The 21,965-nt window shown below is 71.5% G+C and carries 18 protein-coding genes; 6 read left to right on the top strand and 12 right to left on the bottom strand.

The features are described 5' to 3' along the window. Positions 1-351: 351 nt before the first annotated feature. From ACIGDI_RS16695 to ACIGDI_RS16685, 3 genes are all read right to left on the bottom strand, one after another. Positions 352-1,107 carry an IclR family transcriptional regulator gene (locus ACIGDI_RS16695; protein ID WP_399896616.1) on the bottom strand — a complete coding sequence of 252 codons (756 nt, stop codon included), beginning with the start codon at positions 1,105-1,107 and terminating at the stop codon, positions 352-354. Further along, positions 1,104-2,474 (bottom strand): alpha/beta hydrolase family protein, encoded by a 1,371-nt coding sequence (locus ACIGDI_RS16690; RefSeq protein WP_399896613.1) that lies wholly within the window; start codon positions 2,472-2,474, stop codon positions 1,104-1,106. Before ACIGDI_RS16690 ends, ACIGDI_RS16695 begins: the two co-directional genes overlap by 4 nt. A gap of 88 nt (positions 2,475-2,562) precedes the next feature. Continuing rightward, positions 2,563-2,988, bottom strand: coding sequence for a MarR family winged helix-turn-helix transcriptional regulator (locus ACIGDI_RS16685; protein WP_142147491.1), 426 nt, complete (start codon positions 2,986-2,988; stop codon positions 2,563-2,565). Between the two features lie 220 nt (positions 2,989-3,208). Here ACIGDI_RS16685 and ACIGDI_RS16680 point away from each other — a divergent pair, with 220 nt between their 5' ends. From ACIGDI_RS16680 to ACIGDI_RS16665, 4 genes are read left to right on the top strand one after another with little or no spacing between them, the layout of a single operon-like run. After that, positions 3,209-4,126, top strand: a complete 918-nt coding sequence (locus ACIGDI_RS16680; RefSeq protein ID WP_399896610.1) for an SDR family NAD(P)-dependent oxidoreductase — start codon at positions 3,209-3,211, stop codon at positions 4,124-4,126. Between the two features lie 11 nt (positions 4,127-4,137). Further along, positions 4,138-5,013, top strand: a complete 876-nt coding sequence (locus tag ACIGDI_RS16675; protein ID WP_399897650.1) for an amidohydrolase family protein — start codon at positions 4,138-4,140, stop codon at positions 5,011-5,013. 10 nt (positions 5,014-5,023) lie between these two features. Then, on the top strand, positions 5,024-6,532 hold the full coding sequence (locus ACIGDI_RS16670) for a long-chain fatty acid--CoA ligase (RefSeq protein WP_399896607.1): 1,509 nt from the start codon (positions 5,024-5,026) through the stop codon (positions 6,530-6,532). A gap of 11 nt (positions 6,533-6,543) precedes the next feature. Next, entirely contained in the window at positions 6,544-6,999 is a 456-nt protein-coding gene (locus ACIGDI_RS16665) for a MaoC family dehydratase (protein WP_200705201.1), read from the top strand. Here the strand turns inward: ACIGDI_RS16665 and ACIGDI_RS16660 are convergent. From ACIGDI_RS16660 to ACIGDI_RS16620, 9 genes are all read right to left on the bottom strand, one after another. Then, positions 6,990-7,823, bottom strand: coding sequence for a PaaX family transcriptional regulator C-terminal domain-containing protein (locus tag ACIGDI_RS16660; protein ID WP_399896604.1), 834 nt, complete (start codon positions 7,821-7,823; stop codon positions 6,990-6,992). The genes ACIGDI_RS16665 and ACIGDI_RS16660 overlap by 10 nt on opposite strands. Positions 7,824-7,858: 35 nt before the next feature. Beyond that, a complete protein-coding gene (locus tag ACIGDI_RS16655; protein WP_399896601.1) occupies positions 7,859-9,529 on the bottom strand; it encodes a histidinol-phosphatase in 1,671 nt (556 codons plus the stop codon). Positions 9,530-9,546: 17 nt separating this feature from the next. Then, positions 9,547-11,385, bottom strand: coding sequence for a LamG-like jellyroll fold domain-containing protein (locus ACIGDI_RS16650; protein WP_399896598.1), 1,839 nt, complete (start codon positions 11,383-11,385; stop codon positions 9,547-9,549). A gap of 55 nt (positions 11,386-11,440) precedes the next feature. Continuing rightward, on the bottom strand, positions 11,441-14,386 hold the full coding sequence (locus ACIGDI_RS16645) for a glycoside hydrolase family 2 TIM barrel-domain containing protein (protein ID WP_399896594.1): 2,946 nt from the start codon (positions 14,384-14,386) through the stop codon (positions 11,441-11,443). Then, positions 14,383-15,417, bottom strand: coding sequence for an alkaline phosphatase family protein (locus ACIGDI_RS16640; RefSeq protein WP_399896591.1), 1,035 nt, complete (start codon positions 15,415-15,417; stop codon positions 14,383-14,385). The genes ACIGDI_RS16645 and ACIGDI_RS16640 overlap by 4 nt, the downstream gene beginning before the upstream one ends. 53 nt (positions 15,418-15,470) lie before the next feature. After that, complete coding sequence (locus ACIGDI_RS16635) at positions 15,471-16,319, bottom strand: carbohydrate ABC transporter permease (RefSeq protein ID WP_399896588.1); 849 nt, start codon at positions 16,317-16,319, stop codon at positions 15,471-15,473. Then, the gene (locus tag ACIGDI_RS16630) at positions 16,316-17,200 is read right to left on the bottom strand and encodes a carbohydrate ABC transporter permease (RefSeq protein ID WP_399897647.1); all 885 of its coding nucleotides are present in this window, start codon (positions 17,198-17,200) and stop codon (positions 16,316-16,318) included. The genes ACIGDI_RS16635 and ACIGDI_RS16630 overlap by 4 nt, the downstream gene beginning before the upstream one ends. Positions 17,201-17,324: 124 nt before the next feature. Further along, positions 17,325-18,602, bottom strand: coding sequence for an ABC transporter substrate-binding protein (locus ACIGDI_RS16625; protein WP_399896585.1), 1,278 nt, complete (start codon positions 18,600-18,602; stop codon positions 17,325-17,327). 56 nt (positions 18,603-18,658) lie between these two features. Continuing rightward, the gene (locus tag ACIGDI_RS16620) at positions 18,659-19,708 is read right to left on the bottom strand and encodes a carbohydrate kinase family protein (protein ID WP_399896582.1); all 1,050 of its coding nucleotides are present in this window, start codon (positions 19,706-19,708) and stop codon (positions 18,659-18,661) included. A 127-nt stretch (positions 19,709-19,835) separates the two neighbouring features. Between ACIGDI_RS16620 and ACIGDI_RS16615 the strand changes: the two genes are divergently transcribed. Together ACIGDI_RS16615 and ACIGDI_RS16610 are read left to right on the top strand one after the other, a co-directional pair. Next, entirely contained in the window at positions 19,836-20,600 is a 765-nt protein-coding gene (locus tag ACIGDI_RS16615) for a DeoR/GlpR family DNA-binding transcription regulator (RefSeq protein WP_399897644.1), read from the top strand. Then, on the top strand, positions 20,597-21,934 hold the full coding sequence (locus ACIGDI_RS16610) for a 6-phospho-beta-glucosidase (RefSeq protein ID WP_399896579.1): 1,338 nt from the start codon (positions 20,597-20,599) through the stop codon (positions 21,932-21,934). The genes ACIGDI_RS16615 and ACIGDI_RS16610 overlap by 4 nt, the downstream gene beginning before the upstream one ends. Positions 21,935-21,965: the final 31 nt, after the last annotated feature.

Here is a 21,965-nt window from a genome sequence, read left to right as displayed (position 1 = left end):
TTCGAGGGTCTGCGGCCCTGTCGGCGGTCTGCGGCCCCGTCTACGGTGTGCGGCCCCGTCGAGGGTCTGCGGCCCTGTCGGCGGTCTGCGGCCCCGTCTACGGTGTGCGGCCCCGTCGAGGGTCTGCGGCCCTGTCGGCGGCCTGCGGCCCCGTCTACGGTCTGCGGCCCTGTCGGCGGTCTGCGGCCCTGTCGGCGGTCTGCGGCCCCGTCTACGGTGTGCGGCCCCGTCGATGGTCTGCGGCCCTGTCGGCGGCCTGCGGCCCCTTCGAGGGTCTGCGGCTCCGTCTACGATCTGCGGCCCTGTCGGCAGTCTGCGGCCCCGTCGGCGTTCTGCGGCCCCGTCGGCGTCCTACGGCTCCTTCGGCGGCCGCCACCCCAGTGCCCGCGATATCCCGCGGGCCGCGAGCCGCACGGCGGGTACCAGCACCGGTACCTGCGCGTCGGCCTGCGGCACCACCACGGACACCGCGGCGGCCACCACCCCGCCCGGCCCGCGCACGGGGGCGGCCACCGACAGGGCGTCCTCGGTGACCTGCCTGGAGCTCACCGCGACACCCGTGCGGCGCACCTCGGCCAGCATCCGGCGCAGCTTCGCAGGATCGGTGATGGTGTGCGGCGTGAAGCGGGCGAGCGGGGCCGCGCAGTACTCCTCCTGCGCCTCCTGGCCCGCGTGCGCCAGCAGCGCGAGCCCGACGCCGGTGGCGTGCAGCGGCCAGCGCGCCCCCACCCGGATGTGCACGCCGACGGCCGAACGCCCAGAGATCCACTCGATGTAGACGACCTCCGACCCGTCCCGCACCGCCAGCTGCACGTTCTCGTGCGTGGCCTCGTACAGGTCCTCCAGGTACGGCAGCGCGATCTGCCGCAGGGCCAGCCCGCGCGGGGCGAGGGCCGCTACCTCCCACAGCCGCAGCCCGACGTGGTAGACACCGGACGCGTCCCGCTCCAGGGCGCCCCACTCCGTCAGCGCGGCCACCAGCCGGTGTGCGGTGGTGAGGGTCAGCCCGGCCCGCCGGCTGATGTCCGTCAGGGACAGCGCCGGGTGTTCGTGGTCGAACGCGGCGAGGACGGACAGCAGCCGGTCGGGGGCGGAGCGCAGGGTCATGGCCGGGCGTCCCCCGGGTGGGCGAGGTCGTAGGGGCGGGGGTAGGCGGCCGGGTGGTATGTCACATACCGCGGTGCGCTCGCCGGGTCCTCCTGCACCGCACGGGCGTTGAGCGTGCCCGCCGAGGCGTCCCAGCGGCCGGTGTCCAGCCGGTGTTCCAGGGTGTGCAGGGCGCCGAGCATCTCGCCGTCGGTGAAGGCGCAGTGTCCGGGCCCGTCGACGTAGGCCTGGCGGAGCAGGGGTCCCCGGCCCGCCGCGGTGGCCGCCCGCCGGTAGGCGCTCTCCGCCTGCACCGGGATCAGGGCGTCGCCGGTGGTGTGGATGTCCAGCTGGGGGTCGGTGAGACGGCCGCCGAACACGCTGGTGTGCCGCATCCACCGTACGGCCGCGGGGTCGGCGGAGATCCGGGGCGCGTCGTCGAGGGCCTCGAGGTCGGTGCGCAAGGACAGTCCCGCCTCCTTGTAGAGCTCGGTCACCTCTTTGTACAGCGGGGAGCGGCCCAGCATCGACGTGTAGTCGACACCCGTGTTCCAGGACATGTTGCCGCCCGCCCGGCTCTCGGCCTCCTGCCGCCAGCTGAAGGCGGGCAGTTGCAGCAGCCCGTTGACCGCCGTGTACTGGCCGGCCTCCTGGGCGTTCCAGTCGGTCGGGCCGGGTTCGGTCTGCGAGGGGTCGTTGTAGCCGGGGATGTTGTGCAGGGCGGCGGCGAGGGCGATGCGGGCACGCCCGGCGGGCGTCTGCTGGGCCGCGGCGGTCTTCGAGGTGAGCGACTTCGCGGCGGCGGCCGCGGACGCCTGGTCGGCGAACCCGGTGAGCGGGATGTCCTCGCCGGGCGCGAGCAGCGTGCGCAGCGCGAAGACGGGGTCCAGCGTGCTGTTCCAGTTGGCCACCCCGCCCTGGACCAGCCCGCACATCGACAGCGAGCCGTCGAAGCGGTCGGCGTGCCGCTCGGCGAGGGCCGTCGTGACGAAGCCGCCGTAGGAGGTGCCCCAGGCGAGGGTGCGCCGCGCCGGTCCGAACTTCCGGGTGAACACGTCCAGCGTGGCCAGTTGGTCGGGCACGGCGTCCGTCACCGCCCAGCCCGTGGTGGCGTACGAGGAGCCGATGAGCGCGTAGCCCTCGGCGAGCAGTGTGGTCCGGGTGCCCGAACCGGGCGCGTTCCGGGCCGGGTTGGGGACTCCGGCGGGGGTGTAGCCGTGGCTGTAGAGCAGCACGGTGCCGTTCCAGGCGGCGGGCACGTCCATCACGTACGCGGCGCCCGAGGGGAGTTCGCCCGAGAGATGGGTGTCGGTGACCGCCCGGGCGGGCAGGGCGGTGGCCGCGCTCAGGGTGAGGGTCAGTACGGCGAGGCAGGTGCGGGTCTTCACGGGGGTCCCTTCCGTGGGGGGAGTGCGGGACGAGGCCCCGGTGAAGTTAGGCACTTATGAGTCGGCAGTCAATAACTTGCACAACATCTCAGCCGAGTCCGTCCTCCGCGATCCGCAGCAGCAGGGTGTGCAGCGTCTCCCGCTCCGCCGGATCGAGCGGGCCCAGCAGGTCGTTCGTCACGCGCAGGCCCGCCTCGTCGGTGTCCCGGAGAAAGGCGCGGCCCTCGGCGGTGAGGACCACGATCCGGCTGCGCCGGTCGTCGGGAGAGGGGCGGCGCTCGGCGAAGCCGAGCTTCTCCAGGTCGTCCACCAGGCCGACGATCGCGCTCGGGTCGTAGCCGAGGCGGGTGCTCAGCTCCCGCTGCAGGGCGCCTTCGGAACCGGCCAGGAAGCGCAGCACCGCGTAGTGGCGCAGACGCAGCCCGGACTCCTGCAGGAACGTGTTGAACAGCTGACCCGAGCGCAGGCCCAGGCGGTACAGCAGGTAACCGGTGTCCGCGTGCAGTCCGCGCATCCACGGCTCGTCCGCGTCGATGGGGCTCGGGTTCGTGACGTGCTGGCGTGTGATGGCGGGCTCCCGGTGCTCGATGCGTCGTGATGATTCCAGCATGTCGCACCTGTGGGTCGCCAACAACTATTGACGTCAACAATTATTGCTCTTAGCTTCGATCTCGGAGCCGCGGCCGGCGTGGAACGGCCGCACCACCCGCATCAGCTCGTGAAGGGACCCACCCGTGCCCAGCATCGATCTCACCGGCAAGGTCGCCGTCGTCACCGGCAGCGGCCGGGGCCTCGGCCTCGCCTACGCGCACGCCCTGGCCGCCCACGGCGCGTCCGTGGTCGTCAACGACGTCGACGAGGCCGTGGCCGAGGCGGCCGTGAAGTCCATCGCCGAGGCCGGCGGCACCGCCGTCGCCGAGGTCGTCCCGGTCGGCACGACCGAGGCCGCCGAACGGCTGGTGAACCGGGCCGTCGAGGAGTTCGGCCGGCTGGACGTCCTGGTCACCAACGCGGGCATCCTGCGCGACAAGGTGCTGTGGAAGATGACCGACGAGGACTTCGACGCGGTCGTCACCACCCACCTCAAGGGCACCTTCACCTGCGCCCGGGCCGCCGCCGTCCGCATGCGCGAGCAGGGCGAGGGCGGCACCCTGATCCTGGTCGGCTCCCCGGCCGGCCAGCGCGGCAACTTCGGGCAGACGAACTACGCCGCCGCCAAGGCCGGCATCGCCGCCATGGCCCGCACCTGGTCGATGGAGCTGGGCCGGGCGAACATCACCGTCAACGCGATCGTGCCGGTCGCCGCCACCGCCATGACCGAGACCATCCCCGCCTTCGCCCCGTACATCGAGGCCATGAGGAACGGCGAGCCGCTCCCGGCCTTCCTCCGCAAGGGCGAGGGCTTCGGCACCCCCGAGGACTGCGCGGCCCTCGTCCCCTTCCTCGCCTCCGAGGCCGCCCGCTCCATCACCGGCCAGGCCATCGGCATCGGCGGCGACAAGGTGGCACTCTGGTCGCATCCGCAGGAGATCAGGACGGCGTACGCCGACGGCGGCTGGACCCCCGAGACGCTGGCCGACGCCTTCCCGACGTCGGTGGGCGCCGAACTCCAGTCGGTCGGCATCCCCGCGCCCAAGTTCCCGGAGGCGTGATGTCCCCCTCGATGAACGTCGACGGCCTGGTCGCGATCGACGTCCACACCCACGCGGAGGTCTCCTCCAAGGGCCACTCCTCCCTGGACGACGACCTGCACGACGCCTCCTCGGCCTACTTCAAGGTGGAGGGCAAGCGGAAGCCGACCCTTGAGGAGACGGCGGCGTACTACCGCGAGCGGAAGATGGCCGCGGTGATCTTCACGGTGGACGCCGAGTCCGCCACCGGCACCGCGCCCGTCCCGAACGAGGAGGTCGCCGAGGCCGCCGCAGCCAACGCGGACGTCCTCATCCCCTTCGCCTCCATCGACCCCTTCCGCGGCAGGGCGGGCGTGAAGCAGGCCCGCCGCCTGGTCGAGGAGTACGGGGTCAAGGGCTTCAAGTTCCACCCCAGCATCCAGGGCTTCTTCCCCAACGACCGCTCGGTGGCGTACGACCTGTACGAGGTGATCGAGGAGACGGGCACCATCGCCCTCTTCCACACCGGCCAGACCGGCATCGGCGCCGGCGTCCCCGGCGGGGGCGGCATCCGCCTGAAGTACTCCAACCCGCTCCACGTCGACGACGTGGCCGCCGACTTCCCACACCTGAAGATCATCCTGGCGCACCCGTCCTTCCCCTGGCAGGACGAGGCCCTCGCCGTCGCCACGCACAAGCCGGGCGTGCACATCGACCTGTCCGGCTGGTCGCCGAAGTACTTCCCGCCGCAGCTCGTGCAGTACGCGAACACGCTGCTGAAGGACAAGGTCCTCTTCGGCTCCGACTTCCCCGTCCTGACCCCCGACCGCTGGCTCGCCGACTTCGGCAAGCTGTCGATCAAGGACGAGGTGAGGCCGAGGATCCTGAAGGAGAACGCCGCCCGCCTGCTCGGGCTCACCAAGCCGTAAGGGGCCGTAGATGCGCAACGAGGGACTGGGCTCGTGGCCCGCACGCCGGGCCCGCAAGACCCCGCACCGCACCGCCCTGATCCACGGCGGCACCTCGCTCACGTACGCGCGGCTGTACGAGCGCACCACCCGCCTCGCCCACGCCCTGCGCGCCCGCGGGGTGCGCCGCGGCGACCGCATCGCCTACCTCGGCCCGAACCATCCCGCCTACCTGGAGACCCTGTTCGCGGCGGGCACGCTCGGCGCGGTCTTCGTCCCGCTCAACACCCGCCTCGCCGGCCCGGAGATCGCCTTCCAGCTCGCCGACTCCGGCGCCAAGGCACTCGTCTACGGCCCCTCGCACGCCGGCCTGGTCGCCGGACTGCCGGGCGACACGGACGTACGTACCTACATCGAGGTGGGCGCGGAGTACGAGGAGGCGGTGGCCGCAGCCCCGTACGAGCCGGTCGACCAGCCGGTGCTCCCCGACGACACCTGCATCATCATGTACACCTCGGGGACGACCGGCCGCCCCAAGGGCGCCATGCTCACGCACGGCAACCTCACCTGGAACGCGCTCAACGTCCTGGTCGACACCGACCTGATCGCCGACGAACGCGCCCTGGTCTCCGCGCCGCTGTTCCACACGGCCGGCCTGAACATGCTGACCCTGCCGGTGCTGCTGAAGGGCGGCACCTGCGTACTGGTGGAGGCCTTCGACCCGGAGGCCACCTTCGACCTGATCGAGGAACACCGGATCACCTTCATGTTCGGCGTCCCGACGATGTTCGAGCAGGTGGCCCGCCACCCCCGCTGGCCGTCCGCGGACCTCTCCTCGCTGCGCATCCTGACCTGCGGCGGCTCCCCGGTGCCGAGCCCGCTGATCGCCGCCTACCAGGAACGCGGGCTCACCTTCCTCCAGGGCTACGGCATGACGGAGGCGTCGCCCGGCACGCTGTTCCTGGACGCCGAACACGCGGTCGGCAAAGCCGGTTCGGCGGGCGTCCCGCACTTCTTCAGCGACGTCCGGGTGGTCCGGCCCGACCTCACCCCCGTCGACGTCGACGAGACCGGCGAGGTCGTGGTCCGCGGACCGCACGTCATGCCCGGCTACTGGGGGCTGCCCGAGGAGACGGCCGCCTCCTTCGCGGACGGCTGGTTCCGCAGCGGGGACGCGGCCCGGGTCGACGAGGACGGGTACGTCTTCATCGTCGACCGCATCAAGGACATGATCATCTCCGGGGGAGAGAACGTCTATCCCGCCGAGATCGAGGACCAGCTCCTCGCCCACCCGGACATCGTCGAGTGCGCGGTCATCGGCGTGCCGGACGACAAGTGGGGCGAGGTGCCGCGGGCGGTCGTCGTGCCGCGCGAGGGTGCCTCGATCGACCCCGACGAGGTGCTGGCCTCACTGGCCGGCCGCCTCGCCAAGTACAAGATCCCGAAGTCGGTGGTCCTCGCGGACGAACTCCCGCGCACCGCCTCCGGAAAACTCCTCAAGTCCCGCGTGCGCAAGCGCTACGGCATCAACTCCCAGTGAAGGAAAGTTACATGAGCGTCACCGTCAACGGCGTCGAGGAACTGAAGAAGCTCGCGGGCAGCGACCTGGGCACCAGCGAATGGATCGAGGTCACCCAGGAGCGCATCGACACCTTCGCCGACGCCACCGGCGACCACCAGTGGATCCACGTCGACCCCGAACGCGCCGCCCAGGGCCCCTTCGGCGCCCCGATCGCCCACGGCTACCTCACCCTCTCCCTGTTCATCCCCCTGTTCACCGAACTGCTGGACGTCCAGGGCGTCACCACGAAGGTCAACTACGGCCTCAACAAGGTCCGTTTCCCCTCCCCGGTGAAGGTGGGATCGCGGATCCGGCTCGCCGGCCGCCTGGCGGAAGTGGAAGAGGTGCCGGGCGGCGTACAGATCACCGTCGACGGCACGATCGAGATCGAGGGCGGCGCGAAGCCGGCGGCGGTGCTGCAGAGTCTGTCGCGGTTCTACGTCTGATCCGGGCGCACAGGCACCAGGTCGAGAAGGCGTGTCGCGGCGTCCCGCGCGAGCGGCGTCAGCCGATCGTGGACCGCGCGGAACGTCTTCTCGGCCTGTTCCGCCGGCCAGTCGTCCGGCAGATGCTTCACCGGCAGGCGTGGGTCGCGGCGGATGATCTGCAGCCACTCGGCCTGCAGGCGCAGGCGCAGCACGAGGGCCTCCTCGGCCTCGGGCGAGGCGGTCTCCCAGGGCTGCCAGCGTCGTACGAACTCCGCGTAGCGCGCCGCGAGTTCCGCCAGCTCCCACGTCTCCTCGATCATCGCGCCGATGTCCATGCCGGCGTCGGCGTGCGTGCGGAAGACCTTGACGTGGGCGGAGAGGCCGAGCTCGGAGACCAGGTCCGAGACGTCGACCTCGCCGGGGGCGATCCACAGGCCGCTGAACAGGGGGCCGAAGCCGCTCCAGGTGAGCTTGGAGCGCAGGTCGTGGCGCTGGCGCTGCCAGGACTCCGGCAGGGAGAAGCCGAGGAGGGTCCAGGTGCCGTCCCAGTCGCGGTTGACGGCCCCGGCCTGCCAGATGCGGTGCTCGCCGTCCCGCAGGACCGCCGTGGAGTGCTCGGTCAGTCCGAAGTACATCCGGCGCCCCTCGCGCTGGCGTCGCAGCAGACCGCGCTTGACCATCCGGGTCAGCGTCGAGCGGGTCGCCTGCTCGCCGATCCCGGCGCGCTCGAAGACGTCGATGACGCTGCCGGAGTACACGCAGACGTCCCGCCCGAGCACCTGGTCGCCCAGGAACGTCAGCAGCAGGGACTGGGGCCGCAAGGACGATTCCTCACCGTTCATGCGGCCCACGGTACGACGTCTTGGATCAGTGCGGCTCAGTCACCTGCCACGTCGACGAAGATCGGGTTCGAGTAGAACCAGGTGTCCGCCCACGGGTCGCCGTTCCCGGGCTCGTGCGGGACCGGGCCGTTCGGGTCGACGGCGGCGCCCAGGTAGCCCGCGCCGTGCCGGTTGCCGTCGCTGCCGCGCAGCCGCACGTAGAAGGACTCGTCGCCGGCGGTCAGCGGGACGCGCAGGGTGTACGTCCCCTTGCGGCCGGAGACGTCCCTCGTCTGTACGACCCTGGTGTCCGGCGCCCGCCAGGTGTCCCGGTCGTCCACCGGGCCGCGCACCGCGCCCCGGATGACGTCCACGTGCGCCAACTCGGGCAGGATTCCCTGCGGGTTGGGCCGGGAGGCCGTGGTGACGGTGACGTACAGGGTGATCCTCTCGCCCTTGCGGACCCGGAGCCGGCCGCCGAGTGTGACGCCCCGGCCCGCGTCGCAGTCCCGCTTCAGCCGGACGTCCAGCCCGTCCAGCAGATGCCCGTGGTCCAGCCAGACCCGGCCCGCGCGCAGGCCCGCCATCACGGCGCGGTAGCCGTAGCGGGTCACGCCCACGTGGGTGCGGCTGAACTCGCCCGGCCAGAAGTCGCTTCCGGGCTGCGGGGTGTCGGTGTTCACCGGGTCGGGCAGCTTGCCGGTGTTGTCGAAGTTCTGCCCGGCCGGCCAGTCACCGTTCTTCCAGGTGTCGAAGACCGTGCGGTGGTTGTCGGAGTTGGTGGTGATCGTGAACAGGCGGCCCTCGGCCAGCATCGAGTCCCACAGGCCGCCGACCGTCGCCGTCGCCCAGTCGAAGCCGCCGTACGTGAGGAACGCGTCGGCCGGGTAGCCCGACCAGGACTGTGCGGTCGGCTTGTTCTCGTACTCGCCGCGGATGGAGGTGCTGCCGCGCCAGCCGGGTATGGCCGCGCCCTGGGCGCCGGGCGCGCCCTCCATACCGACCATGATCTCGGGGGCCGCGTCCCGCCAGGCGCGCATCTCGTGCGGGGAGTCGATTCCCAGGCGCAGCGGGTGGTTGGCGAGGACGAGGACGTCGTCGACATAACCTGAACGACGCTGCTCCGCCAGCCACTTGATCGCCTTGACGGCGTGGGCCTCGTTGCGGGCGGTGTCCGCGGCGCCGGCGGAGCCCTCGGTGTATCCCAGGAGCTTGCCGTCGTAGGCCAGCTCGAACTGGGTGAGCAGGTCGGTCTCGTGGGGGCCCGGTGCCGCGAACACCGTGCAGTGCTCGGCCGCCGGGATGTACCACTCCAGGCCCTGGAAGATCAGCTGACGGGGGTTCTCCGCGCGGGCCTTGAGGATCTCGGCGTGCTCCAGCTTCGCGCCGTGGTAGGCGTGCCCGAAGTTGGAGTGCTCGTTGAACACCATCCAGTCCAGGCCGTACTTCGCCGCGGCCCGCGCCTGCTGGGAGAACGTGTACTTCGCGTCGTGGCTGTAGACGGAGTGCACATGGTGGTCGCCGACGAGGTAGGCGAGGCGGGGGTCCTCGCCGCCGAAGCCCCCTCGCGGGGAGGCGAGTGCGGGCGCCGCCGCCGACCCGAGGGCGAACGCGGCGCCGAACAGGCCCGCGCGGCGCAGGAGTCCGCGTCGGGACACCCCCTGGGCGTCGAGGCGGGCGGGGGAGACGGACGGGTCGGCCCAGGCGGGCAGCTGCTGCTCGGTCATCTTCGGTCCCTGTGCGTTCAGTGGTTCATGAAGGAGGTGACGGGCAGCGCCCGCGACACGATGCGGACGTCGCCGAGGCGGCCGTGCAGGATCTGGTCGATCTTCCCGGCGTACTCGTAGCCGCCCAGCAGCCACGGCAGTCCGACCGAGGCGATGCCGACCGCGGGGGCCTTGGGGTTGCGGACGACCGGGCAGCCCTCGACGTACAGCGTGGTGTGCCTGCCGTCGTTGACGACCGCCAGGTGCCACCAGGTCTCCAGCGGTGTCTCCTGGCCCCAGTTGGTGGCGATGCCCTGCTGGTTGAGCGGGCGCATCGCCCACTGCGGTTCACGGTCGTTGGACAGGGACAGGGTGGCGAGCGGCTCGTCGGGGTCGTCGCCCGTCTTGCCGGCCGCGCCGCCCGTGCCGGTGCGGCCGACGATGCCGGACCAGGCGTGATGGTCCGGATCCCAGTCGGCGGGCAGGCGGTAGAACGCCTCGATGGTGTAACCGCCCTCGAATGTCGCCGAGTTGAGCGGCGCTGCGTCGACCGTCCGCAGGTACGCGCCCTTCAGCGGCGACTTGTATCCCTGGAACTCCAGGCTGCCGTGGCCGGGTTGGTCGGGATGGTGGTCGGCCGACCAGCCGAGCGAACCGCCGCCCACGGTGACGGTGGCGAGGTCGTTGCCGCGTCCCGACAGGTCGCGGACGGTGCCGGAGACGGGCGAGTCGAACCGCCAGTAGGCGACCGTGCCCGGGATCAGCATCCTCGACACCGACCGCGCCGCACGGGCCGGTACGGGGTCGAAGCCGGAGAACCGGTCGGCGAAGTCGATCTCCACCGAGAAGCGGTCGGCGTCGCCGCTCAGCTCGACCTCCTGCCGCTCCAGCTCGTTCAGGCCCTTCCCGGCCCGGCCGAGGATCCACGGGGAGACCGTCTCCACGTCGATGACGTCGCGGTCCAGGTCGAAGCGGTACAGGCGGATCATCGCCGCGCCGCCGAAGTAGCGGTTCTGGTAGTTGGTGAGGTGCAGGTGCACGTCGTGGCCGGCCGCGTTCCTGCGGGTCGCGCGGGCCGCCGGCCAGTAGTGGCCGTTGAGGGTGAGGAAGATCTGGTCGTGGTCCTCGATCAGCCGGTCCCACATCTGCTGCCCGTAGTCCGACAACCGGCCGTCCTCGACGACGAGTTCGTGCGTGGTGAGGATGACCGGCGTCCTCGGGTGGGCGGCGAGTACGTCCTTCGCCCAGGCGTAGCCCTTCTCCGACAGCCGCCAGTCCAGCGCGAGCACCATCCACTCGCGGCCCGCCGCCCGGAACAGGTGGTAGGTGTTGTAGCCGTCCGCGGAGGCCCCGCCGAAGGTGGGTCTGCCCTTGAAGCGCCGCGGCCCGAACGCGTCCAGGTACGGCGTCGGACCTCGCTGGTCGTCCGACGAGGACTTCACGTCGTGGTTGCCCGCCAGGACGCTGTAGCCCGCGCCCCGCCGGTCCAGCAGCCCGAACGCCTCGCCGATCGCGGCGAATTCGGCCTGCGCGCCGTTCTGCGTGAGGTCGCCCAGATGGGAGAGGAAGACGATGTTCTCGCCGGATTCGCCGCCCTGCTCCAGCAGATACCGCAGGGAGGCCTCCACCGGGGCCTTGTCGATGCTGGGCCCGTCGAAGAGGTACTGGGTGTCCGGCATCACGGCGAGCGTGAAGCGGCGGGACTCGGGATCGGGACGCCAGGCGCTCGCGCTAGCGGGAGCCGCCTCGGCGCCGGCCGGCAGGGCGAGGCCCGCCGCCGCGGCGGCGCCCAGCAGCGCGGTGGCCCTGAGCAGACTGCGTCTTCCGGCGGCGGCCTGCGCGGCCTCGCCCTGGGGGTGGTCATGCGAAGTGCACACGTGTGCTCCGTGAGATGTGACATGTCACATGTGACATGGGACAGAAAGGCGGGGGTTACAGCACGCGCAGCGTCCAGCTCCAGCGGTGGACGCCCGCCGCGACGCGGTAGGAGGCAAAGGTGTCGGGGCCGCACGAGGCCGTGCCCAGGCCCCGGTGCGCCGCGTCGATGTGCACGACACAGCCCGGACGCGGCACCAGTTCGTCGTGGTGCCGTGCCGCGGTCAGGTCCTCGGCCCGGTACCGGGTGACGGAGACCTGCCGCGGTTCGTCCAGCACGACCGCGAGGCCGGTGGCGTCCGGCGCCGACAGCGTGAACCGTCGTACACCGTGCCTGCCGCCGCTCTCCTGCGGACGGAGATAGGGGGTGAACGTCGCCTCGACGGGCAGCGAGTGATGGCCGACGGGCGCTCCCGCGCTCCGGTCGGGGTACGACTCCCAGGGCCCCTGCCCGAACCACTCCAGCAGGTCCGGTCCCGGCGCCGTCTCGAAGACCGTGCCGACGCGCGCCACGTCGTCGAACTCCTCGGGCAGCTCCGCCTCCTCGTCGATCCGGATGCCGCCCTCGACCCGCGTGAACGCCTGCCGGTGCCGCACCACGCCGACCGTGCCCGCGTACTCGGCGTCCACGGTCACCCGGCCGCCGTCCGTCCGCACCGACACCACCTTGCGGACGAGCGAGTCCAGCCCCCACGTCCGCCAGCGCGGAGCCATGCCGCCCAGCTCGTCGTTGTCGGTGGGCGCCCGCCACAGCGACAGCGTCGGTGCGGCCGTCAGCGACGGGTGGACGAGCAGGCCCTCGCCGTCGACCTCGACGGACCCGTCCACGACGGTGTCCTCGGTGACGGCGGGCCCGCGCAGACGCACCTGCGGCACGCACACCTCGGTGCCGCGCGGCGCCCACGGCTGGTCCTCGGCGGTCGTCACCCGCAGCGTCAGCCAGGCCTCGCCGCCGTCGCGGGGCAGTTCGAAGGGCAGCGGCACGGCGGCCGTCTCGCCGGGCCTGAGGGCGGGAAGTTCCGCGGGCGCGGTCAGCGTCCGGCCGTCGGCGAGGGACAGCTCCCACTCGCCGGCCAGCCAGTCCAGGCCCCGGAAGTGCTGGTGGTTGCCGAGGACGACGCCCTCGTGCCGGAAGCACTCGATTCGCACCGGCGCGGCGATCTCGCGGTGCTCGTACAGCGCGGGCTTCGGGGTGCGGTCGGGGAAGACGACCCCGTCCGCGATGAAGGCGCCGTCATGGATCGTCTCGCCGAAGTCGCCGCCGTACGCCCAGCGATGGCCCGGCGCGGCGACACCGTTGTCATAGAGCCCGGCGCCCCCACGCCCGACCGGTCTGCCGTCGTTCACACGCTGGAGGATGCCGTGGTCCCAGAACTCCCAGATGAACCCGCCCTGAAGACCCGGCGTGGACTCGATGGCCGCCCAATGGTCCGCGAGCGTGCCGTTGCTGTTGCCCATGGCGTGGGAGTACTCGCACTGGATGAGCGGCCTGGTCTGCCGGCCCGACCGGGCGTGGGCGACGCAGTCCTCCAGCGGGGCGTACATCGGGCAGGCGATGTCGGAGCAGTCGTCCGTGGCCGCCCAGTCGAGCTTGGCCGCGCCCTCGTACTGGAGGGGCCGGGTCGGGTCGTGCCGCCGTACCCAGCCGGCCGCGGCGTCGTGGTTGGCACCGTAGTCGGACTCGTTGCCCAGCGACCAGACGATGACCGACGGGTGGTTCTTGTCGCGCAGCACCATGCGCGAGACGCGGTCGACGAAGGCGTTCAGGTAGCGGGGGTCGTCGGCGATCTCGTGGGCGTGGTCGTGGGACTCGATGTCCGCCTCGTCGACGACGTAGAAGCCGAGCTCGTCGGCGAGGTCGTACAGGGCCGGGGCGTTGGGGTAGTGGGAGGTGCGGATCGCGTTGAAGCCGAAGCGCTTGAGCAGGACCAGGTCCGCGCGCATGTCCTCGTACGACACCGTCCGGCCGGTCAGTGGATGGAAGTCGTGCCGGTTGACGCCCCGGATGTACACGCGCTCGCCGTTGACCAGCAGGTCCCGGCCGACGATCTCGACGTCGCGGAAGCCGACCCGGTGGCGGGAGGCGTCGGCGACCGTGCCGTCGGGGCGGTGCAGGCGGACGGTGAGGACGTACAGCTCGGGCGTCTCGGCGTTCCAGGTGCGCACGTCGGGGACGAATCCGTGCACGCGGGCCTCGCCGAGGAAGTCGGAGACCCGGTCGTCCTCGGCGTTGACCCGGTCGAACTCGCTGTCCTGCGTGAGGAGTTGGCCGTCCAGTTCGGCGCTGACGTACCAGCCGCCGGGCAGCGCGCCGCGCGCGTCGCGCACCAGGCAGTCGATGCGCAGCTCGCCGTCCCGCCGCGCCCGGACGGTCACGTCGGCGAGGTGCAGCGGGTCGGTCGCGTAGAGCAGCACCGACCGGGTGACGCCCCCGTGCCACCACTGGTCCTGGTCCTCGATGTGCGAGGCGTCCGACCACTTCACGACGGTCAGCCGGACGACCGAACGCTCGCCGGGGCGCACCACGTCCGTGAGGTCGAACTCGGCGGCGAGGTGGGAGTCCTTGGAGATGCCGACGGGCCGCCCGTCGACGTGTACCAGCAGCACGCTCTCGGCGGCCCCGACCTGCAGCACGATCCGCCGCCCGGCCCACTCGCCGGGTACGTCCACCGCACGCTCGTACACCCCGGCCGGATCGGCGGCGGGGGAGTGCGGCGGGAAGTCGGGGAACGGCATGCGGACGTTGGTGTACTGCGGCAGGTCGTCCGTGCCCTGCAGGGTCCAGGCGCCGGGGACGTACGACGACGACCACGCACCGCCGACCGGCGCGTCCGGAGCGGGCAGCAGCTGGAAGCGCCAGTCGCCGTCCAGGGAGAGGGCTCCGGAGCGCCGGTCGACGGCGTTCATGGGCAGGCGCCCCCAGGAGGTCACCTCGGGGGCCGCCCAGGGGCGGAGGGCGATCAGGGGGTCGGCGGGGCGGGGCGCGGGAGATGCGTCGGTCATGACCGTTCCGGAGTCGGTGGTGACGTGGGTGATGTCGGGTCGTGCGTGGACCGCCCCGGCCGGGGGCGGGGCAGGACACGGCCCTGCAGGCCCCAGGCCGGGTCGGGGGTGATGCCGAGCCGGTCCAGGACCGTGGGGGCGACGTCGATCAGCCGGGGGGTGTCGAGGCGGGTGCCGCGGGATGCGCCGGGCTCGGCGAGGATCACGAAGACCTCGCGTTCGGCGGATGTGTCGCCGCCGTGGCCGCCGGCGTCGAGGTGTCCGTGGTCCGTGGTGACGAGCACCGTCCAGTGCTCGTCCGCCCGGGCGGGGTCGCGGCGCCGGTCCTCCACGGCCGCCAGCAGCCAGCCGAGATGGGTGTCCTGGGCGAGCAGGGCCCGTTCGTAGGCGGTGCTGAACGGGCCGGTGCGGTGGGCGGCCTCGTCGGTGGCGCCGAAGTACACGAACACGGCGTCCGGGTCCTCCTCGGTGAGCCAGCGGGCGGCGGCGCGGGCGACCAGGCGGTCCGCGGTGTCGTAGCCGTCCGACTCGCCGTCGTGGTGGACCCGGTGGCCGATGGCGGGGCCGAGGACGCCGCGGTGGACCAGTTCCGGCCAGGACACCGCGGCCGCGGTGCGCAGGGCGGGCCGGGCGGCGACGGCGCGGCTGAGGAAGTCGGGGTAGCGGGTGAAGTCGGCGCCGGTGAAGTCGTTGCCCGTCACGCCGTGACGGTCGGGCCACACGCCGGTCAGCACGCTCGACCACCCGGGTCCGGAGTCGGTGTAGGCCATGCTGGTGGACGGCCCGTCCGCGGCCTGTCCGTCCGCCTCGCCGTACGGCAGCAGGCTGGTGCCGTGGGCGCCCGCGGCCATCAGGCCGTGCAGCACGGGCGCGGCCGAGGGCCGGTGGCGGGCCAGCAGGTCGTAGCGCAGTCCGTCCATGCCCACCACCAGCACCTTGCCGGTGCTCGCGCGGCGGCGGGGGAACGGCAGCCGCGCGGAAGGTCCCGTCGCCTGTGCCGTCCGTCCGCCGTCGGTGCCGGCATCCGTCATCGCGGCGCCTCCTCACTGCTCGTGCCTGCCGTACCGCGCCGACCGACCGGCGGTCAGCTTCCCTGTACGGCTCCTTCGGTGGCGCCCGCGATGAAGCCGCGGGCGAAGACGGTGAAGACCAGGACCAGCGGGACGGCCGCGAGCAGTACGCCGGCCATGACCATGCTGTAGTCGGTGGTGTGGCCGACGTGCAGCTGGGCGAGCGCCACCTGGAGGGTGACGTGGGTGGGGTCGGTGAGCACCACCAGCGGCCAGATGTAGTCGTTCCAGGCGTTGACGAAGGCGTAGATCGCGAGGAACGACAGCGCCGGCCTGATCATCGGCAGCACGATGCTCCAGTACTGGCGGAAGAACCCGGCGCCGTCGATGCGCGCCGCGTCGAGGAGCTCGTCCGGGACGCCGTTCTCGATGTACTGGCGCAGCCAGAAGATGCCGAAGGCGTTGGCGAGGGAGGGCAGCACCAGGGCCTTGAGGGTGCCGACCCAGCCGATGTGGCCCATGAGGATGAACTGCGGCAGGACCGCCAGCTGCAGCGGCAGCATCATGAACCCCAGCAGCGTGGCGAACAGCACCCTGCGTCCGGGGAAGTCGAACTTGGCGAAGGTGAAGGCCGCCAGGGAGTCGATGAACAGCACCAGCACGGTGGTCACGGTCGCGACGACGAGCGTGTTGGCCATCGACCCGAAGAAGTCGATGGTGTCCAGCACGTGCCGGACGTTCTCCAGCAGATGCGAACCGGGCGTCATCTTCGGCGGGCTCTTGTAGATGTCCTGGGTGGTGTTGGTCGCCATGACGATCGTCCACACGAAGGGGAAGACCGAGATCAGGACGGCCAGTACCAGGACGATGTGGGCGGTCAGGCCCCTGGGGCGCCGGGAGCGCCCGGTGATCGTCGCGGTCATGACTTCCTCCCGCGCTGCACGATGCGCCAGTTGACGACGACCAGCACCATGATGAGGACGAAGAAGGCCCACACGATGGCCGCTCCGTAGCCGTAGTCGTTGTTGACGAAGGCCGACTGGTAGAAGTACAGCAGCGTGGTCAGGCCCGCCTGTCCGGGGCCGCCGAGGTTGGGGTTGGCTGCGTTGGAGCCGAACAGGACCTGCGGTTCGCTGAAGCTCTGCAGTCCGTTGATGGTCGAGATGACGACCGTGAACAGGATGATGGGCCGCATGATCGGCATGGTGATCTGGAAGAAGGTGCGGATCGGTCCGGCGCCGTCCAGCTTGGCCGCCTCGTAGATCTGCGCGGGGATGGCCTGCAGTCCCGCCAGATAGATGATCATGTTGTAGCCGGTCCACATCCAGGTCATCAGCAGGGCGATGACCACCTTGATCAGCCACGGGTTGCTCAGCCACGGCACGGGCGAGATGCCGACCGTCCCCAGGATCGCGTTGACCAGGCCGAAGTTGTTGCTGAAGACCGCGCCGAAGAAGATCGACACGGCGACGATCGAGGTGACGTTCGGTACGTACAGGGCGATGCGGTAGAAGCCCTTGAAGCGGCGCACGGAGTGCAGCAGGGTCGCCAGCACCAGCGCCCCGAACAGCGTGGGCACGGTGGACAGGACCCAGATCACCAGGGTGTTGCGGACCGACAGCCAGAAGACCGGGTCCGACCACAGGAACTTGAACTGCTGCACGCCGACGTACTGCATCTCGCCCAGGCCGTCCCAGCGCTGGAAGGCCAGGTACAGCGAGTAGAAGACCGGGACGAAGGAGAAGGCCAGGAAGATCAGATAGAAGGGCGAGATCGCCAGGTACTGCCGCCAGTACGACAGCAGCCCGCGACGCCTGGGCCGCACAGAACCCGCCGGCGGGGTGCGCCGCGGGCGGAAGCGGGCCGGGACCGGCCCGCCGAGGTGCTGGGGCGCCTCGGCGGGGCCGGTGACCGGAGGGGACGACACCTCAGCTCACCCCCTGCCGGCGGGCGATCTGCTTGGCCTGGCTGACGGCGTCCTTCCAGGCGTCGTCGGGCTTCTTGCCCTTGGACTCGATGTTGGTCAGCTCCGTCATGTACGGGGCCATGACGGCGGCGTCGGCGGGCGCCTCGTAGCTGTCGGGGATGGCCTTGGCGGCCGGCCCGAAGACCTCGATGATCTTCTGCCCGCCGAAGAAGGCGTCGGGGCCCGTCATGGCCGGCATGGAGTACGCGGCCGGGGCGGCGGGGAAGATGGCGGCGTCGGTGAAACCGCGGGCGTCGTTGGTCGGGCTCAGGATCCAGCTGATGATCTTGAAGGCCTCTTCGGGGTTGCGGCACTGCCTGGGCAGGGCCAGATAGGAGCCGCCCTGGTTGGCCGGACCGCCGGGCATCGCGCACACCCGCCACTTGCCCTTGGTGCCCGGGGCCGCCTGCTCGATGTCCAGCGCGTGCCAGGCGGCGCCGAGTTCGGTGGTCAGGCTCTTGCCGATGGCGGCGTTCCAGCTGTTGTCGTTGATCTTGGCGTCGAGGCCGAGCGTGTAGGGGCGGATCGCGGTGGTCCAGGCGGCGCGTATGTGGTCCTGGTCGCCTATGAAGTGGTTGTCCTTGTCGATGAACCGCTGGGTGCCCTGGCCGACGGTCATGTTGAACACCGCGCCGAGGTTGTTGACCAGGTAGGTGCCGGGCACCTTCTTCTTCAGGTGGGTGCCGAGCGCGAAGTAGTCGTCCCAGGTCTTCGCCTCGGCGGCGACCTTGTCGGGGTCGGTGGGCAGCCCGGCCTTCTCGAACAGGTCGGCGCGATAGAAGAGCGCGGTGGGGCCGATGTCGATCGGGAAGCCGATCTGCTTGCCGTCCTCGGTCTGGGCGAGCTTGGTCTTCCAGCCCAGGTACTGGGACGAGATCTTCTTGAAGCCCAGGTCGTTCAGGTCCAGGAAGCGGGCGGCGTTGGGCAGGAAGGACGCCATGTCCTCGCCCTTGATGCCGGTGATGTCGGGCACGGAGGTGCCCGCCGCGAGGGTGGTCGTGAGCTTCTGCTTGAAGTCACCGCCGATGGACGCGGTGGTCAGCTTGACCTGGCCGCCGAAGTGCGTCTTCGCCTCCGCGACCACCTTGTCGCTGAGTGCGCCACCCCAGTACCACAAGGTGAGGTTCTTGCCGTTCTTGGTGCCGCCCGAACCGGAGCCGCCGCCGCATGCGACGGTCAGGCCGGACGCGGCCGCGGTGAGCGCGGCGGCCTGGAGGAAGCCTCTGCGAGAAAGGTCCACGGGTCACTCCTGTTGTTGCTGTTCGACGTGGAGAGGGGAGGGGAGGAGAGGGAGGGTCAGTGCCGCCGTTCGGGAGTGCGTGGGCCGGGGGCCGCGGGGGCCGGCGGGGTGACGGGGGCGTACTGCACGGGCGGGCCGGGGTCCGCCGGAACACGGTCGGCCAGGAAGCCGTAGGCGTGCCGCAGGCCGGGGTCGGTCAGTGACCGCCACCAGCGGTCGACGCCGTACCAGCCGGGGGCGGCGAGGGCGCCGCCGTGCCGCCGGACGGAGAGCCCGGCCGCGAGGACGGCGAACCGCAGCCGTTCCTCGAGCGGCCAGCCGCCGAGCGAGGCCGCGACGAAACTCGCGCCGAAGACGTCACCGGCGCCCGTCGCGTCCAGCACGTCGACCGCGAGGGCCGGTACGTCCGCGTACTCGCCGGTGGTCTGGTCGACGGCGACCGCGCCGGTCCCGCCCCGGGTGACCACGGCCACGGGCACGAGTTCGGCGAGCGTGCCGAGGGCCGCGACCGCGCTGTCGGTGCGGGTGTAGGCCATTGCCTCGGTCTCGTTGGGGAGGAAGGCGTGGCACAGCTTGAGCTGGTCCAGTAGGTCGGTGGACCATTCCTGGGTGGGGTCCCAGCCGACGTCGGCGTAGATGTGGGTGCCGTTGGCGGCGGCCCTGGCGAGCCACTCGCGCGGTTCGGCCTCGATGTGCACGAGGGCCGTGCGGGCCTCGGGCGGGTCGCCCATCAGCGCGTCCTGCGAGTACGGGGGTTCCTGGCCGTGGGTGACGAGCGCCCGGTCGTCGCCGGCGGCGAGCGAGACGGTGACGGGGGTGGGCCAGCCGTCCGCGGTCCGGGAGAGCGAGAGGTCGATGTCCTCCTGGTCGCACAGGACGTCCCGGCAGTACTCGCCGTAGAAGTCGTCGCCGAAGACCGTGGCCAGCGAGGTGCGCAGGCCGAACCGGGACGCGGCCACCGCGAGGTTGGCGATGCCGCCGGGGCCGCAGCCCATGCCGGCCGTCCAGATCTCCTCGCCCGGCGTGGGCGGCTTCCCGAGCCCCGTGAGGACGAGGTCGTAGAAGAGCAGCCCGGTCAGCAGCACATCGGGCCTGTCGTCGTCCACGGGAGCGCCTCTCGTCAAAACCCGTCAATTTCGATGACGGGAATCGTGCGCTGATCCACGAGATTGGTCAATACCCGAGCAGAAGTGAGCATGGATTTGATTGAAGATGACGAGTAGTGTGCACGCCGTGCTGGCAGAACGACGACACCAACTCATCCTGCGGGCCCTGCGCTCCGGCGGCCCCGCGTCCGTGACCGATCTCTCCGAGCAGCTGGGTGTGAGCCCCGCCACGGTCAGGCGCGACCTGGTCAAGCTCGAGGAGGACGGGCTGCTCACCCGTGTGCACGGCGGCGCCGTCGTGGAGGAGGGCGACCAGCCCTTCGCCGAGGTCGCCGAGGTCCGCGTGGCCGAGAAGGACGCGATAGCCGAGCGGGCCGCGGCGATGGTGCGGGACGGCCAGTCCGTCCTGCTCGACATCGGCACCACGGCCTACCGGCTCGCCCGCCGGCTGCACGGCCGCCGGCTGACGGTGATCACCAGCAACCTGGTCGTCTACGAGGAACTCGCCGACGACGAGGGCATCGAGCTGGTCCTGCTCGGCGGCATGCTCCGCCGCGAGTACCGCTCCCTGGTCGGCTTCCTCACCGAGGACAACCTGCGCCAGCTGCACGCGGACTGGCTCTTCCTCGGCACCAGTGGAGTGCGCCCGGGTGGGCAGGTGATGGACACGACCGTCGTCGAGGTGCCGGTGAAGCGGGCCATGATCAAGGCCAGCGACAAGGTCGTCCTGCTCGCGGACACCGCCAAGTTCCCGGGTACGGGGATGGCGAAGGTCTGTGGTCCCGAGGACCTGGACGTCGTGGTCACGAACGCCCCGGCCGACCCGGTGACCCGCTCCTCCCTGGAGGAGGCGGGCGTCGAGGTGGTCGTGGCAGGAAAGGTGCGAGAGTGAAGCTGACGATTCTGGGCGGCGGCGGGTTCCGTGTGCCGCTCGTGTACGGCGCCCTCCTGGGCGACCGCGGCGAGGGCAGGGTCAGCGAGGTCGTGCTGCACGACCTGGACGCCGGCCGGCTGTCCGCGGTGACCCGGGTCCTCGCCGAGCAGGCCGCCCGGGTCGCGGACGCGCCCACGGTGACCGCCACCACCGACCTCGACGAGGCCCTGCGTGGCGCCGACTTCGTGTTCTCGGCGATCCGCGTCGGCGGCCTGCAGGGACGGGCGGACGACGAGCGGGTGGCCCTCGCCGAGGGCGTCCTCGGACAGGAGACGGTCGGCGCGGGCGGCATCGCCTACGGCCTGCGGACCGTCCCCGTCGCCGTCGAGATCGCGCGCCGGGTGGCCCGGCTGGCCCCCGACGCCTGGGTCATCAACTTCACCAACCCCGCCGGCCTGGTCACCGAGGCCATGTCCCGCCACCTCGGCGACCGCGTCATCGGCATCTGCGACTCGCCGGTCGGCCTCGGCCGCCGTATCGCCCGGGTGCTCGGCGCGAACCCGAAGGAGGCCTGGATCGACTACGTCGGACTCAACCACCTCGGCTGGGTGCGCGGCCTGCACGTCGCCGGCCGTGACGAGCTCCCGCGGCTGCTCGCCGACCCCGACCTGCTCGGCTCCTTCGAGGAGGGCAAGCTCTTCGGCACCGACTGGCTGCGGTCCCTCGGCGCGATCCCCAACGAATACCTGCACTACTACTACTTCAACCGCGAGGCCGTGCGCGCCTACCAGCAGGCCGAGCGCACCCGCGGCGCCTTCCTGCGCGACCAGCAGGCCGGCTTCTACGAGCAGGTCGGGCGTTCGGACGGCTCCGCCCTGGAGATCTGGGACCGCACCCGCGCCGAGCGCGAGGCGACGTACATGGCCGAGAACCGGGAGACGGCCGGCGCCGGCGAACGCGACGCCGACGACCTCTCCGGCGGCTACGAGAAGGTCGCCCTCGCCCTGATGCGGGCCATCGCCCGCGACGAGCGCACCACGCTGATCCTCAACGTCCGCAACCGCACCACCCTCTCGGTGCTCGACTCCGAGGCGGTCATCGAGGTGCCCTGCCTGGTCGACGCCAACGGCGCCCACCCGGTCGCCGTCGACCCGCTGCCCGACCACGCCACCGGTCTGGTCTGCGCGGTCAAGGCCGTCGAGCGCGAGGTGCTGGCCGCCGCCGAGTCCGGTTCCCGCGCGACGGCCGCCAAGGCCTTCGCGCTGCACCCGCTCGTCGACTCCGTGAACGTGGCCAGACGTCTGGTCGAGGGCTACACCGCGGTCCATCCTGGCCTCGCGTACCTTAGGTGACCGGCATCTGGAAAGCGCTTTCCAGGTCCTC

This window comes from Streptomyces sp. NPDC085900 (assembly GCF_044540925.1).
GTDB classification, from domain to species: domain Bacteria; phylum Actinomycetota; class Actinomycetes; order Streptomycetales; family Streptomycetaceae; genus Streptomyces; species Streptomyces gilvifuscus.
This window is presented reverse-complemented; position numbering and strand designations above follow the sequence as displayed.

Coding starts and splice junctions, on each gene's coding strand:
- ACIGDI_RS16695 (WP_399896616.1), bottom strand. CDS start 1,107: ATGACCCTGCGCTCCGCCCCCGACCGGCTGCTGTCCGTCCTCGCCGCG.
- ACIGDI_RS16685 (WP_142147491.1), bottom strand. CDS start 2,988: ATGCGCGGACTGCACGCGGACACCGGTTACCTGCTGTACCGCCTGGGC.
- ACIGDI_RS16675 (WP_399897650.1), top strand. CDS start 4,138: ATGAACGTCGACGGCCTGGTCGCGATCGACGTCCACACCCACGCGGAG.
- ACIGDI_RS16670 (WP_399896607.1), top strand. CDS start 5,024: ATGCGCAACGAGGGACTGGGCTCGTGGCCCGCACGCCGGGCCCGCAAG.
- ACIGDI_RS16665 (WP_200705201.1), top strand. CDS start 6,544: ATGAGCGTCACCGTCAACGGCGTCGAGGAACTGAAGAAGCTCGCGGGC.
- ACIGDI_RS16660 (WP_399896604.1), bottom strand. CDS start 7,823: ATGAACGGTGAGGAATCGTCCTTGCGGCCCCAGTCCCTGCTGCTGACG.
- ACIGDI_RS16655 (WP_399896601.1), bottom strand. CDS start 9,529: ATGACCGAGCAGCAGCTGCCCGCCTGGGCCGACCCGTCCGTCTCCCCC.
- ACIGDI_RS16645 (WP_399896594.1), bottom strand. CDS start 14,386: ATGACCGACGCATCTCCCGCGCCCCGCCCCGCCGACCCCCTGATCGCC.
- ACIGDI_RS16640 (WP_399896591.1), bottom strand. CDS start 15,417: ATGACGGATGCCGGCACCGACGGCGGACGGACGGCACAGGCGACGGGA.
- ACIGDI_RS16635 (WP_399896588.1), bottom strand. CDS start 16,319: ATGACCGCGACGATCACCGGGCGCTCCCGGCGCCCCAGGGGCCTGACC.